15 protein-coding genes are annotated in these 16,441 nt (G+C 57.7%); 13 read left to right on the top strand and 2 right to left on the bottom strand.

Annotated elements, in window-relative coordinates; all coding sequences use genetic code 11:
* Positions 1-129: 129 nt before the first annotated feature.
* From PVA19_RS00260 to PVA19_RS00205, 12 genes are all read left to right on the top strand, one after another.
* Positions 130-870 (top strand): helix-turn-helix transcriptional regulator, encoded by a 741-nt coding sequence (locus tag PVA19_RS00260; protein ID WP_062425960.1) that lies wholly within the window; start codon positions 130-132, stop codon positions 868-870.
* A 75-nt stretch (positions 871-945) separates the two neighbouring features.
* Positions 946-2,169 carry a CmpA/NrtA family ABC transporter substrate-binding protein gene (locus tag PVA19_RS00255; RefSeq protein ID WP_274100818.1) on the top strand — a complete coding sequence of 408 codons (1,224 nt, stop codon included), beginning with the start codon at positions 946-948 and terminating at the stop codon, positions 2,167-2,169.
* 164 nt (positions 2,170-2,333) lie between these two features.
* Positions 2,334-3,464, top strand: a complete 1,131-nt coding sequence (gene apbC, locus PVA19_RS00250) for an iron-sulfur cluster carrier protein ApbC (RefSeq protein WP_274100817.1) — start codon at positions 2,334-2,336, stop codon at positions 3,462-3,464.
* 327 nt (positions 3,465-3,791) lie between these two features.
* Positions 3,792-4,769, top strand: a complete 978-nt coding sequence (gene corA / locus PVA19_RS00245; RefSeq protein WP_062425958.1) for a magnesium/cobalt transporter CorA — start codon at positions 3,792-3,794, stop codon at positions 4,767-4,769.
* 39 nt (positions 4,770-4,808) lie between these two features.
* Positions 4,809-6,701 (top strand): potassium transporter Kup, encoded by a 1,893-nt coding sequence (locus tag PVA19_RS00240; protein ID WP_165457003.1) that lies wholly within the window; start codon positions 4,809-4,811, stop codon positions 6,699-6,701.
* A gap of 174 nt (positions 6,702-6,875) precedes the next feature.
* Positions 6,876-8,051 carry a cell wall hydrolase gene (locus PVA19_RS00235; RefSeq protein ID WP_274100816.1) on the top strand — a complete coding sequence of 392 codons (1,176 nt, stop codon included), beginning with the start codon at positions 6,876-6,878 and terminating at the stop codon, positions 8,049-8,051.
* Between the two features lie 302 nt (positions 8,052-8,353).
* On the top strand, positions 8,354-8,719 hold the full coding sequence (locus tag PVA19_RS00230) for an AtpZ/AtpI family protein (protein ID WP_062425955.1): 366 nt from the start codon (positions 8,354-8,356) through the stop codon (positions 8,717-8,719).
* A gap of 70 nt (positions 8,720-8,789) precedes the next feature.
* Positions 8,790-9,539 (top strand): F0F1 ATP synthase subunit A, encoded by a 750-nt coding sequence (locus PVA19_RS00225; protein WP_062438540.1) that lies wholly within the window; start codon positions 8,790-8,792, stop codon positions 9,537-9,539.
* Positions 9,540-9,609: 70 nt separating this feature from the next.
* Positions 9,610-9,837 (top strand): F0F1 ATP synthase subunit C, encoded by a 228-nt coding sequence (locus PVA19_RS00220; protein WP_027673924.1) that lies wholly within the window; start codon positions 9,610-9,612, stop codon positions 9,835-9,837.
* Positions 9,838-9,916: 79 nt separating this feature from the next.
* Positions 9,917-10,555: a F0F1 ATP synthase subunit B gene (locus PVA19_RS00215; protein WP_112358859.1), complete on the top strand. Its 639-nt coding sequence runs from the start codon at positions 9,917-9,919 to the stop codon at positions 10,553-10,555.
* A gap of 1 nt (position 10,556) precedes the next feature.
* Positions 10,557-11,042, top strand: coding sequence for a F0F1 ATP synthase subunit B (locus PVA19_RS00210; protein WP_274100815.1), 486 nt, complete (start codon positions 10,557-10,559; stop codon positions 11,040-11,042).
* A 606-nt stretch (positions 11,043-11,648) separates the two neighbouring features.
* Entirely contained in the window at positions 11,649-13,478 is a 1,830-nt protein-coding gene (locus tag PVA19_RS00205) for a methyl-accepting chemotaxis protein (RefSeq protein WP_274100814.1), read from the top strand.
* Positions 13,479-13,523: 45 nt separating this feature from the next.
* On the opposite strand, the gene PVA19_RS00200 is transcribed toward PVA19_RS00205, so the two are convergent.
* Positions 13,524-14,198, bottom strand: a complete 675-nt coding sequence (locus PVA19_RS00200) for a ribonuclease HII (RefSeq protein ID WP_112358862.1) — start codon at positions 14,196-14,198, stop codon at positions 13,524-13,526.
* Positions 14,199-14,497: 299 nt separating this feature from the next.
* Positions 14,498-15,655 carry a PA0069 family radical SAM protein gene (locus PVA19_RS00195; protein ID WP_274100813.1) on the bottom strand — a complete coding sequence of 386 codons (1,158 nt, stop codon included), beginning with the start codon at positions 15,653-15,655 and terminating at the stop codon, positions 14,498-14,500.
* Between the two features lie 266 nt (positions 15,656-15,921).
* Here PVA19_RS00195 and PVA19_RS00190 point away from each other — a divergent pair, with 266 nt between their 5' ends.
* The gene (locus PVA19_RS00190; RefSeq protein ID WP_062599407.1) at positions 15,922-16,440 is read left to right on the top strand and encodes a glycosyltransferase family A protein; all 519 of its coding nucleotides are present in this window, start codon (positions 15,922-15,924) and stop codon (positions 16,438-16,440) included.
* The last annotated feature ends 1 nt before the right edge of the window (position 16,441 follow it).

Genomic DNA, 16,441 nt, shown 5'->3' with positions numbered 1-16,441 from the left:
ACCCGGAAAAGGCGATGTACGAACCTGTACCAACTTTCATTTGCGTTAGACTTGTATTTTGCTAACGATAGCAGTCATCTTTTTCTTCTTGGCCCTTTCTTAATGTAGCCTATTATAAAGAACTTGCGAATGCCGGTCGCCGAACCAGAAAAATTTTCTCCTATGGGGGCAGACAGCGTCTCCGAACTGACGTGCCTGGAAAGTCAGTATGATGTGTTCCGTTTCATGAAGCGCGTGACGGAAAGCTGGGGCATGAAGGCCTTCATGGTGATGAACCTGCCCATGCAGATGTCGCTGACCCTGTCACAGTGCACCGTCATCACCAGTTGGCCGGCGGACCTGCTGCAGCAGTATGACAATGACGGGCTTCTCGTCGACAGTAACGTCTACAGTGCTCTGAAGAAGGCGAGCGCGCCTTTCGTGGTCAATCAAGATTTCAGGGGTCATGGTCTGCGCCCGGTTGTCGCAGACAAGTTCAAAGATCTGTTTGCCCGCTTCGATATGGTGAATTCGGTCTGGTGTCCGGTTCAGGATATGACAGGCATGCGCGGTGCGGTGTCGCTCTCGGGAGCCAAGTCATCCTTCTCTCGCTCAGAGGTGGCGGAAATCTTCTATCTGGCGGCACACGTGTACGGCCATCTCGCCCATGTACGCAGCCTGGACTCGCGAATCAGCGACACATTGACCGACCGCGAAATCGATTGCCTCAACTGGACTGCGGCGGGAAAAACAAGTGCCGAGATCGCCGATATTCTCACGCTCTCCGAGCATACCGTCAATCATTACCTCAATCGCGCGACAAAAAAGCTCGATACCGTCAATCGGACCCAGGCTGTCGCCAAGGCACTGCGCGTCGGCTTGATAAAATAGGGATTTTTTCTTTTTCCTGTTGTTATCCGTGGCGGTGTGGGTGATCCTGTGTCTCTCGGCAAAGAGGAGACTGATTTGGCAGGAACACGGCGCTTCAGGGCAGCGTTTTCTCCTACCGTAGACTGCGCTATTCTCGTCGCAGCGTTTGAAAAGGGTTTTGCCGCCGACGAAGGCGTCGCCCTTGAACTGATCAGAATGAACGAACCGCGCGAAATTCTGGGCGCGTGGTCTTCAGCCGAACTCGATGGCGCACATCTATCCGTCTCGTTGCCGGTTGCTCTCGCTCTACCAACGGCTGACGTTGAAGCCGATCTCCTCGTTCCCTTCATTCTCGCGACCGGCGGCTCTACGCTCGTGGTCAGCTCTCTATTGTATGATGATCTGGTCGAGCAGGGTATGAAGATCCCGGACCCAGGATCGGTTGCCCGTGCGCTTTCGCGCGTTGCCATGGCGCGTCAAAAAGCCGACCTGCCACCCCTGATCTTCGCCACGGAGCACTCCTCCTCGACATCGACCTACGAGCTTCTCTATCTCATCGCCAGTACCCGCCTGATCGGCAAAGACGATGTGACGATCATGGAAGCGGCACCCGCCAACATGCCGAGCCTGCTGCGAGACGGCAGCATCGACGGCTTCTATGTGGGTGAGCCCTATGGAAGCGCGGTCACGATGGAAGGGGAGGGGCGGATCGTCACCACCAAATCGCATATCTGGCAAAATGGCCCCGAAAAGGGGCTCGCCGTTTCGAGGCAGTGGGCAGACACGAATGAGCAGACGCTGCACGCGATAATTCGCGCCTTCTATCGCGCAGGCGAATGGTGTGCCTCCGCCGCAAACAGAGAGGAGCTGGCCGATCTTTTAGCGTCGCCCACCTATCTTGCCTGCGAGATCGAGCACGTTCTTGCCTCGCTATCCGGTTTCATCCCGCACTCGCCCGCCCGATTGCTGGAATGCCACGACTTCTTCTGCGTGAGTGGGAATGCTGCGAACTTCCCATGGCAAAGCCAGGCTCTCTGGTTCTTCAACCAGATGATCCGCTGGAACGAATGCCCGCCACAGGTCGCCGCCGCTGAGAGCGTTCGAGACGCCGCTGCCGAAGTCTTCCGGCCGGACATATTCCGCAGGGCCGTGCGACCGCTCTTTGCGCCGGTACCGGCGGCGAATATGAAGCTGGAAGGAACGCTCAACACGCGGGTCTATGTTGGCGCCGATCGCGCACCCCTTCTTCTCGGGCCGGATACCTTCTTCGATGGTGAGATCTTCGATCCGGAGAGCTTTGCCACTCATCACGAAAGCTGATGGCGCTTTCGATCGAGATCGTATCGGTAGCGACAGGCCTTGGCGCATTGTGACGCATGCCGATTTGCACGGCGATGCGTTTCTCTGTTAAACCCGATGCGCTGATATTGGCGAATAGCGTGGGCTCCCTTATCTAACCCTTGCTGAAGCGGATGGGGTTGGGCATGGCACAGGCGGATAAAAAACAGATCGAGCAGGCTCTGGAGCAGGTCATCTATCCAGGGAGCGACAAAAGCATCGTCGCACTCGGCATGGTCTCGGAAATCTTTCTGAGCGATTCGAAGGCCTACTTCTCCCTTACCGTGCCCGCGGACCACGCCAAGGAGCTGGAGCCTCTGCGGCTTGCGGCGGAAAAGGCGACACTTGGGGTTCCAGGCGTCAAGGCAGCCGTGGTGGCTTTGACCGCCAATAGCAGGCCGAGCAACGCCTCCAATACCCCGGCGCCAAAGGCCCCACCGGCAGCACCGAGACCTGCGCCACAGCAGCAGGCAAAGGCTGGCGTTCCGGGCATCGGGTCGATCATTGCGGTCGCCTCCGGCAAAGGTGGGGTTGGAAAATCTACCACCGCCGTCAATCTCGCTTTGGGTTTGCAGGCGCTGGGTTTGCGCGTCGGCGTTCTCGACGCCGATATTTACGGCCCTTCCGTCCCTCGGCTTCTCGGCATATCAGGCCGACCAAAGCAGGGCGAAGGCCGCACCATCATGCCGATGGAAAATTACGGCCTGAAAGTCATGTCCATGGGTTTCCTCGTGGATGAAGAAGCAGCCATGATCTGGCGCGGGCCTATGGTGCAATCGGCCCTGATGCAGATGCTGCGCGAAGTCGTCTGGGGAGACCTAGACGTGTTGGTTCTCGATATGCCACCCGGAACCGGTGACGTACAATTGACGATAGCTCAACAGGTGCCTCTGGCAGGTGCTGTCATCGTCTCCACGCCTCAGGATCTGGCGCTCATCGATGCGCGCAAGGGCATCACCATGTTCCGCAAGGTCGAGGTGCCGCTCCTCGGCGTGATCGAGAATATGAGCTACTTCATCGCGCCGGATACCGGCAAGCGCTACGACATTTTTGGCCATGGCGGTGCGCAAGCCGAGGCGGAGCGTATCGGCGTGCCATTCCTGGGTGCTGTGCCTCTGACCATGTCGATCCGCGAAACGTCGGATGCCGGGACGCCGATCGTCGTCTCCGAACCGGACGGCCCACAGGCGCAATCCTACAGGGAGATTGCACAAAAGGTGTGGACAGAGATCGGAAGAGGCACCGCCCGCACGGCGCCGAAGATCATATTTGAATAGAACCCCTTGAAAATCTTACGGAAAATGGGCCGATATCGATGCACTGACTGCATATCTATCGAGCACGGCAAGCAGGCCCGCAAGATTTAGGCTGAGTAAAAAGCCTTTTAGTAGCTTGTATTTAATGATTTTTTCTTAATTGTTACGAGTGCAGACGCAGCACAGCCTAAAGCCTTAGACGAAAATACCGCTTGATTCTTTACCCTGTTGGGAGCATAGCCCGGCGCCGTTTGAACCGCAGTCTTGCTCATGCGTTTGCGGACGCTACGGATGATGTGTTAGATCGACCAGCCGATGACAATCGGCGCCGCGGACCGGAGAAACTGATTGATAAAAGCCTATCGCTCGAATTGCGAGGCGATCAGCCTGTCTGCTGACGGGGATCTTGCGCATTTATCCGACGACATCGTCTGGATCGATCTCATCAACCCCCACCGTGACGAAGAGAAGCGTGTCGAAGCCCTGCTCGGCGCCGAGCTTCCGACGCGCGAGGATTTGAAGGACATCGAGCCCTCGAGCCGCCTCTATACGGAAGACAATAATGTCTTCATGACGGCATCGCTCGTCTGGAAGGCAGATTCGTCCGATCCTCAATTGACCGACGTTGCTTTCATCCTTGTTGGCAACCGGCTGGTGACGATCCGCTATGCGGAGCCGAAGTCGTTCAATCTCTTCATCGCCGCCATCACCCGCACGCCACATGAAATCCGCAGCGGCGCGGTTCTGCTTTTGAAGCTGCTCGAAACGATCGTCGACCGGACTGCCGAAATCATCGAGAACACCGTGGTCGGTATCGATCATGTTGCGAAGGGGATCTTCGGCGGCGAGGCGCGCAGCAAGCGCAAGGAACCTCGCTATCTGGAAGACAAGATTGCTGAAATCGCTTCCTTCCATCGCCTGGTCTCGAAAGTGCGCGACAGCCTGACGTCACTTGCGCGCGTCCAGTCTTTTCTTCACGCGACGACCCTCGTTCAGGAGGACAAGGATGCCAAGGAAATGGGAGCGTCGATCGCGCGCGACATCCATTCGCTGTCCGAGCACGTGTCCTACATTTCCGGCAATCTGACCTTTCTGCTGGATGCATCGCTTGGCATTATCAATGTCGAGCAAAACGCCATCATCAAGATTTTCTCTATCGCGTCCGTGGTCTTTCTGCCGCCGACGCTGGTGGCCTCCATTTACGGAATGAACTTCGCGCGCATGCCGGAATTGCAGTGGGCCTATGGCTATCCGCTTGCAATCTTCGTTATGCTGATATCGGCGATCATCCCGTTTATCGTTTTTCGCTGGAAGGGCTGGCTTTAAAGGGCCAGGATTCATATGCCTAATCCGTTTGAAAAAGACATGCTCGATAAGCCTGAGGTCGAGGACCGCCACCAGCAAGGCCTGTTTGCGGCCATGCTCGGCTCCATCGGCGTGGTGTATGGCGATATCGGCACAAGCCCTCTCTATGCGTTCAGAGAAGCGCTGAAGCCGATCTCCCAGGACGGGCTGACGGAGGCTGAAGTCATCGGCCTTATCTCGCTGATGATCTGGTCTCTGACAATCATCGTCACGATCAAGTACATCTGTTTTCTGCTGCGGGCGGACAATGATGGCGAAGGCGGAACGCTTTCGCTTCTGGCTCTGCTGATGAAGAGAGCAGGCGCGCGACGCAATTTTCTCATCATGCTCGGCCTGATTGGTGCGGCCCTCTTCTTGGGCGACGCGATGATCACGCCCGCGCTTTCGGTCCTTTCCGCCGTGGAAGGCCTGAAGCTCGTGACGCCGCAGATGGATGAATTCATCATTCCCATTTCGCTTGTCATTCTGGTCGGTCTCTTTGCCATCCAGTCCCATGGCACAGAAATCGTCGCAAAGTTCTTCGGCCCGATCACGGCCGTCTGGTTCATCGTGATGGGCCTTGTCGGGCTCCTGCATATCTCCGATGACTATAGGATCCTCTATTCGTTCAATCCGGTCCATGCCGTCGAGTTTTTGATGAATGAGGGCTTTTACGGCCTCGTCGTGCTGGGTGCAGTCTTCCTGACGATCACGGGTGCGGAAGCGCTTTATGCCGATCTGGGCCATTTTGGACGCAAGCCCATTCAATGGGCCTGGTTCGCGCTGGTCTTTCCCGCACTCACCCTCAATTATCTCGGCCAAGGCGCACTGGTTCTGAAGGACCAGTCGACCATGTCCAACCCCTTCTATCTGATGTTTCCGCAATGGGCGCTGCTGCCGGCGGTTATCCTTGCGACGGCTGCCACGATCATCGCCAGCCAGGCGGTCATCACGGGTGCTTTTTCGATGGTGCGTCAGGCGATCAACCTTGGCTACCTGCCGCGCATGGAAATCCTCTTCACCTCAGAGACCAACACGGGGCAAATCTATCTGCCGTCCGTCAACACGGTGCTGCTCTTTGGCGTCGTCGCCCTGGTGCTCACGTTCAAGAGTTCCGATGCGCTCGCCACCGCCTATGGCATCTCCGTTACCGGCGCGATGGTCGTGACCAGCCTGTTGTTCTTCCAGTTTGCCCGCAGCCACTGGAAATGGTCGCTGCCGCTTACCCTCCTGGTGGTTCTGCCCTTTATCACGCTTGAATTGATCTTCCTCGGTGCGAACCTCTTGAAGATCCACGACGGTGGCTACGTGCCGGTCCTGCTGGCGATCGCCTTTACCGTCATTATGATGACGTGGCAGCGGGGTTCCAAAATTCTCTTTGCCAAGACCCGCAGAACCGACGTGCCGCTGAAGGCCTTCGTCGCCTCCGTAGAGAAGGAAAGCGCGCATGCGCCGGTGCGTATTCCCGGCACGGCAATCTTCCTAACGGGCGATCCCGAGACGGCACCCGCCGCCTTGCTGCACAACCTCAAGCACAACCACGTTCTGCACGACAAGAACGTCATCCTGACGATCCGCACGGAAGATACGCCGCGCGTTCACCCGGACAAACGCTACACCATGACCAAGGTCAGCGAGCGCTTCGTCGTGGTGGAATTGCATTTCGGCTTCATGGAAACCCAGAACGTCACCCAGGCACTCGGCTATCTGCGCCGCACCGGCTACAAGTTCGACATCATGTCGACCTCCTTCTATCTGGGACGTCGAAAACTTGTGCCGGATTCGAAGTCCGCCATGCCTGGATGGCAGAACCGGTTGTTCATCGCTTTGGCGGAGAATGCGGCTGACCCATCCGATTACTTCCGCCTGCCGACAAACCGCGTCGTCGAACTGGGCTCCCACGTGGTCATCTGAGCCCTCGTTGTAAAAGCCATTCAACGCGTCGCTTTCCGATGGAGAGGGGCGCGTTTTAGTATCTGGTCACACATTAACGTGAGGTGGCTTTCAGAGGCGCCTTGTTAACCAAGCATCAAGGTTAATGAGAGATTATCCGGTTGTGTAGCAAGTCGTTTGCGTGTGTCCGGAGTCATGGTTTTGCGTTCAAGAAAAGTATCGCGTCGCGGGCCCCTCATTGCCTATGAGAAGTGGACCTCGCCTATTGTCTTTGGCCTTGTGGCCTGGCTTGCCTTTCCCTCCCTTGCAGCGCGCGCCGATCTGGCTTCGCTTCTTGCCGGTCTTGATGCTGGCGGCGAACAGTGGCGCATGGTGCTGACCAACTCCCCAGCTGGTTCAGTCCACAATGCTTCGCTGGCCTTTAATGATGCGAGCGATACCGCCGCCATCACCGGCGCAGGCATGACGCTTCCCGATGGCCGCAAAGTTGCCTTCGTCACCAAAAAGGGTGGCCATGAGACGACGCCCGATAGCGAGCGCGTTAACCGCGCCGCCAAGAAGGGCAGGGTGATCGCCACCGAAGTCATGCAGCCGCCGAAAGCCTTTACCGCCGGCTCCGTTCTCCAACGCACCAGCATGATCGACATCGAGCCGCTGAAGCGCAAGGATCGCACCGCCTTCGTCAAGCCGAAGAAGAGCAAGGAGATCGAGCTGGCCTCCTTCTATTTCCGTCGTGACGAGAAGAAGGCCGACAGGACGGTCTCACCGATGTTGGCGGATCTGGTCACCAACCGCACCCCGGATGTGCTGGCGACAGCCTATGCGCCGCCGGAGCCAGACTTCGCCCGCGAGTCGCCCTTCGACGCCATCCTGAAAAAACCGGATACCGGCCGCTTCATCCCGCCGATCACGCCAGACGATCACGCCTGGGCTGCGACACCGCTGCCAGCGGAAGCCTTCTCCGCAGCAGAGCAGCAATGCCTGGCCTCCGGCATCTATTTCGAGGCGCGAGGCGAGTCGATCAAAGGTCAGGCGGCTGTCGCCCAGGTCATTCTCAACCGTGTGCGCAACCCCGCCTATCCGAAAACCATCTGCGGCGTGGTCTATCAGAACAAGGACTGGCGTAACCGCTGCCAGTTTTCCTTCGCCTGCGACAACATCAAGGACCGCGTCAATTCCGAGCGGCACTGGAAGATGGCGCGCGAAGTTGCCATGGCGACGACAGCCGGCAAGATCTGGCTGAGCGAGGTGGGCTCTGCAACCCATTATCACGCCATTTATGTTCGACCCGCCTGGGGCAAATCCATGAAGAAAGTCGGCAGGATCGGATTGCATGTCTTCTACCGTACCTATGGCGGTGGCTGGAGCTAGAACGGTTCCATTTCACAAGCGCGCGCTGTCGCGATCACGCGGATTTGCCTGCAAAACTCGTGTCAAAAATGCCGATTCCATCGGCAAACCGTGCCAAGAATCCGTGCTTGTCGTTCAAGCGACTGATTTTGCTTGGAAAATTTGTGCTGAAACAAGCGCCGACGGTGCCTTGACTAGCGAAGTCCCTAAAACTATGTTGCGCGCGACTTCAGAGCGGGCTGGAACAGGCTAAAAGCCCTGCCGTTTACAACTCCAAAGGGTTCTGGCATCGCTGGAACGGAGATAAAGGGCAGGATTTGAAAATGACCGGCAACCGTAACGATAGTCTGGACGAGCGCCGCAAGCGCCTTGCCGAGGGATTGGCCAAGGTTCATGCGGAGGACGAGGCGGAGAGGCGGACGGAGCAGAGCGCGGAGGAAAGCCGGAAAGGCTTTGCGATGGCGATCAAGCTCTCTTCGGAGTTCATTTCCGCAATTATTGTCGGCGCGATGCTGGGTTATCTTCTGGACTATTTTGCCGGCACGTCGCCGTGGGGGATGATCGTTCTTCTTCTTCTCGGTTTCTGTGCGGGCGTATTGAATGTCCTGCGGTCCGCAGGGGTAGTGGCCAAGTCGCCGCTTCTCAAGGACGGGCTGGGGAAAGATCAGGGTGGGGAGAAAAACGGCTAAAGCCGTTCTTTCCATGGAATATAGATGCGAGGTGCCGCGGTTTTGCGGCAACAGGTAAAGAGGGCAGCCGGTGGCAAACGATCCGACTCATCAGTTCTTGGTGCAGCCGATTATCCCGATCAACATCGGTGGCGTCGATTTTTCGTTCACCAATGCGTCGCTTTTCATGGTCGCAACGGTCGCTGCGGCGTCGGGCTTCCTTTATTTCGCAACGTCGAACCGCGGTCTGATCCCAGGTCGCATGCAGTCCGTTGCTGAAATGTCTTACGAGTTCATCGCATCGATGCTGCGTGAAGGTGCAGGCAAGAAGGGAATGGTCTTCTTCCCCTTCGTCTTCTCGCTCTTCATGTTCGTGCTGACCGCCAATCTTCTCGGCATGTTCCCGTACTTCTTCACGGTCACCAGCCAGATCATCGTCACCTTCGCGTTGTCCTGCCTCGTCATCGGAACGGTTGTCGTTTACGGTTTCTATAAGCACGGCCTGCACTTCCTCGGTATCTTTGCGCCGTCGGGTGTTCCGGCAGTCCTTCTGCCTCTGGTGTCTTCCATTGAGGTCATTTCCTTCCTCTCGCGTCCGATCAGCCTTTCCGTTCGTCTTTTCGCGAACATGCTGGCAGGTCACATCACGCTGAAGGTGTTCGCAGGTTTCGTCGCTTCCATGAGCGCGCTTGGCGCGATCGGTGTCGGCGGAGCGATCCTGCCTCTCCTCATGACGGTCGCCATGACCGCTCTCGAATTTCTCGTCGCCTTCTTGCAGGCATATGTCTTCGCGGTACTGACGTGCATGTACCTGAACGACGCCGTGCATGGTGGTCACTGAGAAGTAAAGTCGCTGGCCCCGGAACCGGGTGTCAAAAAACAGCCGCAACAACCATTTCAAGGAGCTTAATATGGAAGCGGAAGCAGCAAAGTACATCGGCGCAGGTCTCGCATGCCTCGGCATGGCTGGTACGTCCCTCGCTCTCGGCCGTATCTTCGGCGATTTCCTCTCCGGCGCACTGCGCAACCCGTCTGCCGCTGACAGCCAGTTCGGCCGTCTGGTATTCGGCTTCGCCGTTACGGAAGCTCTGGGCATCTTCTCGCTGCTCGTTGCTCTCCTTCTCCTGTTCGCTGTCTAATAACAGCATCAGGTTTGGATCACGGCTCGCAAACGGCGTGCCGTGATCCTTCGCATTTGCAGTACCCCTGGAGGTGAGCATGTTCGTGACCGAGGCTCTTGCCCAGTCAGCAGCGCCGTCAACCGGAACGACGACGGAAACACCCGCTGTCGGCCAGACGGCCCCGGAAGCAACGCATACGGAAACCGGAGTGGCGCATGACGCCGGTCACGGGTCCGGCGTATTTCCGCCATTCGATTCGTCGACCTACGCATCCCAGCTTCTGTGGCTGGCGATTTCGTTCGGCCTTTTCTACGTGCTCATGAAGAAATTCATCGTGCCGCGCGTTGGTGGCATCCTTGAGGATCGTCATGGCCGTATCGCACAGGATCTCGATGAAGCCTCCCGGCTGAAGTCCGAGGCTGATGCCGCGATCGAAACCTATGAAAAAGAACTTGCCGCAGCACGCGCCAAGGCTGGATCCATCGCGTCCGCTGCCCGCGACGCTGCAAAGGCAAAGGCCGATGCGGACCGCGCCGCAGTCGAAGCGGAACTGGCTGAGAAGCTTTCCGCTGCCGAAGCGCGTATCGCGTCCATCAAGCAGCAGGCATTGGCCGATGTCGGCACAATTGCTGAAGAAACCGCGACCGCTGTTGTCGATCAACTGATCGGCACGAAGGTCAAGGACACCGATGCCAAGGCAGCTGTTGCCGCGGTATCCGATGTGAAGGGAGCTTGAGATGGCGTTTGATGCATCATTCTACGCACTCGTAGGCCTTATTCTCTTCTTCGTCCTGATTGCCTACCTCAAGGTTCCAGGCATGTTGGCAAGCTCGCTCGACGAGCGCGCAAAGAACATCACCGAGGAACTGGCGGAAGCCAAGCGCCTGCGCGAAGAAGCCCAGCACCTGCTGGCGGAATATCAGCGCAAGCGCAAGGAAGCGGAAGCGGACGCAGCTGCCATTGTTGCCGCTGCCGAACGCGAAGCCGCCGCTCTGACCGCCGAAGCCAAGGCGAAGACGGAAGAGTTTGTCGCTCGCCGTATCGCGCTTTCCGAGCAGAAGATCAAGCAGGCCGAAACCGATGCAATCGGCGCTGTTCGCTCCGCCGCAGTCGACATTGCGATCGCAGCCTCGGAAAAGCTGATCGCCGAAAAGACGACGGCTGCTGCCAAGGGCAAACTGTTCAAGTCTGCCGTCGGTGAAGTTAAGTCTCGTCTGAACTGAGCCAGAGACGATTTAGTCGCATCGAGTATCCAAAACCCCTTCCGGTCCTTACCGGGAGGGGTTTTTTATTGGCCGGCTTTTGAGAGTTTGGGAGCGAAGGCCGTAGAGCTTTAAACTAGCGCTGAGGATGGGCGGTGGAATGATACATGGATCGAGCCGGATATCCTCGGTTCTCATCCATTGCATGCTCCCTCCAAGATGTGCTGAAAGCTCCGCGCCGGGATGTCGCGTAGATTACAATGTAGCCCGCAGTATGCATTCGGCAGGTTTGCTGTCAAGCCGGATGATACCCAAGTATTAGTTTATGCTTACATCGCTTTGGGTAAGAGCATAGCTTTGGTGGTAGATATACGCCCGGTATTGCCCTTTGACATCAGTATCGGTGCTCACACTCATTTTGGAATGAAAAAGCTATGGCTGCATACTATCGTAAGATGCAGCTTAAATAAATATAAACATTATTTTATAATATTTAGCCTTAAGTGTTGTGCGCCTCTCGCAGAAATATTGTGGCTCAAATTACTGAGCGTGACTTTCGGTAAGGCGCCGGGCGTTTGGGGACACGTGCCCCACATCAGTTCAGGATATTTATTTGAGGAAGATGCTATGAAACTATCGATCGGCAAGGTTCTGGCTGCTCTATCCGGGGTCATGATTCTTGTGGCAGGTGTGCAAGGCGTCTCCTCCATCATATCGATGTCGCATATCCAGGATGGGGTCGATGTCATTGTCCGTGAACGCGTTCCTGGCTTCATCGTCATTGGCGCCATCAATGCCGACATCGGCAGCATCAGAAACGCCCAGGGCGCGATCGTTATCGCGGATCAGGGTGCAAGGGCTGATTTTCAAGCCGAGCTGGCGAAGGCCGAAACTGCGCTTGTTGCGAGGCTGAAGGAATACAAGGAATATCTCGTCGATGACGCAGACAAGCAGAATTTTGAGAGCTTTAGCGCACGCTGGACGGCAGCCGAAGGTAAGTGGGCACAGGTGCAAGCACTTGTCGATGCCAACAAGATTGACGAGGCGAGATCATTGTTCGCGGGCGGCGCGCTGACCGCCTACAACCAAGCCAAGACCTCGCTTCAAGACGCGGTCGATGACATTGAAATGGACGTGCGCGGTGAGGGTAATGTCACCTCCGCGACCGCTGGCGCCGCGATCACGCTTAACTATATCGCCCTTGCGGTTGCGCTGACCATCGGGCTTGGCGCAGCGCTCTTCGGCAACCGTTATATCGCAAGGCCGCTCGTGCAGATGACGGGTGTCATGCGCAAGCTGTCTTCGGGTGATACGCAGATCGATATTCCCGGTCGTCATCGCAAGGACGAGATCGGATCGATGGCGGATGCCGTCGAAGTCTTCCGGCAGAGCGCCATCGAAAACAAGCGACTTGAAGCGGAGGCTGAGGAAAGCCGAACGCGCGCCGAGACCGAACGACTGGAGGCTCAGAGTAAGGCTGAGGCCGACGCCGAAGAACGCCTGCGCGTGGCGACATCCGGTCTTGCAACGGGACTTCGTCGCCTAGCTTCAGGCGATCTGGCGTTTCGCCTGAACGAGACGTTTGCGCCTGACTTCGAGCCGCTCAGAACCGACTTCAACCAGTCCATTCAGCAGCTTGGCAACACGCTCACCGAAATTTCGCGCGCCATAGAAACCATGAACCGCGGAACCCGGGAAATTGCCGAAGGGTCCGCGGATCTGTCGCGGCGTACCGAGCAGCAGGCCGCAACGCTGGAGCAGACCGCCGCGGCGCTGGATGAGATCACCGTCAACGTCGCAAACTCCACCAAGCGCGCCCAGGAAGCGACCGGTGCTGCAAGCGAAGCAAACCAAGCTGCAAGGGTCTCTGGCACGGTGGTCGCCTCGGCTGTGGACGCCATGCAGCGCATCGAGCAATCCTCTGGCCAGATCTCCAATATCATCGTGGTCATCGACGAGATTGCCTTTCAGACCAATCTGCTGGCGCTGAACGCAGGCGTCGAAGCGGCGCGCGCGGGCGAAGCCGGCAAGGGCTTCGCAGTCGTTGCTCAAGAGGTGCGCGAATTGGCGCAGCGTTCTGCCCAGGCCGCCAAGGAAATCAAGGAGCTGATCGGCAAGTCATCGCATGAGGTGGAGAACGGCGTAAAGTTGGTTCAGCAGACCGGCGATGCGCTCAGGACGATCAGCCACCATGTCGAAGCCGTCAATGAGCACATGGGCGCGATCGCTACCTCATCCCAGGAACAAGCGACGGGTCTTTCGGAAGTGAACACAGCCGTCAACCAGATGGACCAGACGACGCAACAGAATGCCGCCCTCGTGCAGGAAACCACCACCGCAACCTCTGCACTGGCGACAGAAAGCGAGAGGCTGCGTGCGCTACTCGAGCAGTTCAAGCTGGCCGATCACGCGCAGCAAGGTGCCAACCGAGACGGCTATATGCGTATGGCCGGTTGATGGACGGAAAGGCGCTCTTCAACCACCGGGGAGAGTGCTAGCCTATCAGGCGACGTCGGCTTCGGCAGTATCCTGTCGAAGCGGCCGAAAGCTCATTCGATGAAGTGAGCAGGCCCCATGGGCTTCGATGGCGCGTAGGTGCACGGGCGTTCCGTAACCCGCATGAAGCTCGAAGCCATAGGCGGTGTGCACAGTCCCGGCCCGCTCCATCATCCGGTCTCGTGTAACCTTGGCGATGATCGACGCGGCCGCAATCGACAGGGATCGCGCATCCCCCTTGATCACGGCCTTTGCTTCGCAGGACATGCCAGGCGGCTGGTCGCGCCCATCGGCCAACACCAGTCGAGGCGCAAACTCAAGCCCAAGGACGGCGCGGCGCATGGCATCGAGGCTTGCGCGCAGTATATTGATCCGGTCGATCAGCACCGGGCCTGATGACGCGACAGAGACGATCGAGGTTTCCACAATCTTCGTAAACAGCACTTCCCGTTTTGCCTTGGTGAGCTTCTTGGAATCATCGAGGCCGTCGGGAATATTGTCGGGATCAAGAATGACGGCGGCGGCAACGACCGGGCCGGCAAGAGGGCCTCGACCAGCCTCATCTGTCCCGGCCACGGGCCAAAGGCCGCGCTGGCGTGCTTCTAGCTCCATGCTGAAGTCGGGGCTCGCCGGAGCAAGATCGAACAGGGCAGGAGAATCGGATGCTGTGCGTCGCTTCATGCGGCAAAAACTTGCACAGACACCCGATCTCCCGCAAGCCCCCGGTGCGGCGATAGACAACCCGTAGGGCGTGGTTGTCATCCATGGCCTGAGAGACCAGGGTCGTTTTCCTATAGGGCGGCGGAAAACGAGAAATCGCACGCGAGGCGGCGGAACCGGGGGCAATGCCGGTACGTCAGGGACGCGCACCGAACATTTCTTCGAAGAGGGGCTTCACAGCCGTGGTTTCGGCGCAGCTCTGTGGAGACGCGCCAAGAACCCATGTCATAAGCGGGAGCTGGACCGAGCGTCTCCTTCCTTCAAAGCAAGGAGAGCTGCACGCCAGCACCACTGGGTGGGGCAAAGAGATCGTCACGCAGCTGGATGCCCCTGCGAATGAGACTGAGCCTTTTAGTCGCCATTTCGAAGCGGCGGCTGATCTGCCACGCATAGGGTCCAGCACCCTTCATGCGCTTGCCAAACTCCGAGTCATATTCCTTGCCGTCGCGCATGGAGCGCACCAGCGACATGACATGGCGGTAGCGATCCGGGTAGTTGCGCAGCAACCAGTCACGAAACAGCGGGCTGACCTCAAGGGGTAGACGCAGCAGCACATAGGAGGCCTCTGTCGCACCGGCGGCTTTACCGGCTTCCAGCACCCTCTCGATCTCATGATCGTTCAACGCTGGAATGACCGGGGCCATCATCACAGCCACTGGTATACCAGCTTCCGTCAGCGTCTTGACTGCCTCCAACCGTTTCGATGGCGTCGAGGCGCGTGGCTCCATACTGCGGGCAAGTTTGCGATCGAGCGTCGTCACTGAGATTCCGACCTTGACGAGACCCTTCTTTGCCATGGGCGCCAGAATATCGATGTCGCGCGTGATCAGCGCCGATTTCGTCACGATGGCAACCGGATGTTCCGCCTTGGCTAGCACCTCGAGGATCTGGCGCATGATCCGCCATTCCTTTTCGATCGGCTGGTAGGGATCGGTATTGGTGCCGATCGCAATCACCCGCGCCTTGTAGCCCGGCTTGGAAAGCTCGCGTTCCAGAAGTTTGGCGGCGTCCGGCTTGGCAAAAAGCTTGGCCTCGAAGTCTAAGCCGGCAGAAAGCCCCATATAGCTGTGCGTCGGACGGGCGAAGCAATAGATGCAGCCATGTTCGCAGCCGCGATAGGGATTGATCGACCGGTCGAAGGGGATGTCAGGCGATTCGTTGCGGGTGATGATGGTGCGCGGCTTTTCCACCTGCACATCCGTCTTGAACTCCGGCAGTTCTTCGATGATGTCCCAGCCATCGTTAAAGGCTTCATGCTGCAACGTCTCGAAACGACCGCCAGGATTGATGCCCGCACCTCTGCCGCGACGACGATCGATCTCGATCCTCAGGCCAGAGTCATCTGCCAGAGCATTGGCAATATCCGGCGTATGGCCCGGCTGATAGGCAGCCTGCCCCGAAAGCACTTGGTGTCTCATCTGATGCTCCTGACCGGCCTGCGCCAGCGAATTGGATGAAACGATTCCTACGCTAAATATGAGAACAATACAAGAACAAAAGAATCCGATAGCGCTTTCCAACTCGGTGTGCGGCGCGAGGAGGAGCGCTGCAAAGAAGGACACAATGGACCTGTCCTGCTGCATTGCATCATTTTGCCGGGTGCCACGACAGAAAATCCATTTGGGTTTGCATGGCGATGCTGTAGGAACTTTATCGTCTGGAACGCACCACAAGTGACGAGAACATGCTGACAGTCATCATGGAATGCCGAAACCAAGAGCCCGAGCTTGCGCATACGCTTTCGGCGCTGGTGACGGGCGCCGTGAAGGGTTTGATCAGCGACGTCATTATTCTCGACCACGCCTCACACGATGGCTCGGCGCGGGTCGCCGAAGCTGCCGGTTGCCGCTTCCATCAGCGCTGGGAGATCGGCGATGTCATTCAATCGATCCGCGGCGAGTGGGTGTTGCTGATCGAGCCGGGAAGCCGTCCGCAGGGTGGCTGGATCGAGGATATTCTCGAATATATGGCGCTGAACGAGCGGCCCGCGCAATTCTCCCCCTCGCGCTATTATAAAAAGCCGTTTCTGAAGCGATTGCTTCGCCGCGGTCCGCCACTGGAATTCGGCCTGTTGCTGCGCAAGCAGGATGCGCTCGCACTCGCGAAATCCGGCCTTCCGCCGAAGGAATTTTCAAAATCCCAGAAGCCGCGCAGGCTGACGGCGGAGTTGGTGCCAGCCTGGGCGCTCCGTCCAACGCGATAGG

It is taken from the genome of Agrobacterium sp. CNPSo 3708, from assembly GCF_028674915.1.
Taxonomy (GTDB): Bacteria; Pseudomonadota; Alphaproteobacteria; order Rhizobiales; family Rhizobiaceae; genus Agrobacterium; species Agrobacterium cavarae.
The sequence above is the reverse complement of the archived record's forward strand: the minus strand, read 5'-3'. Positions and strand labels throughout refer to the sequence as shown.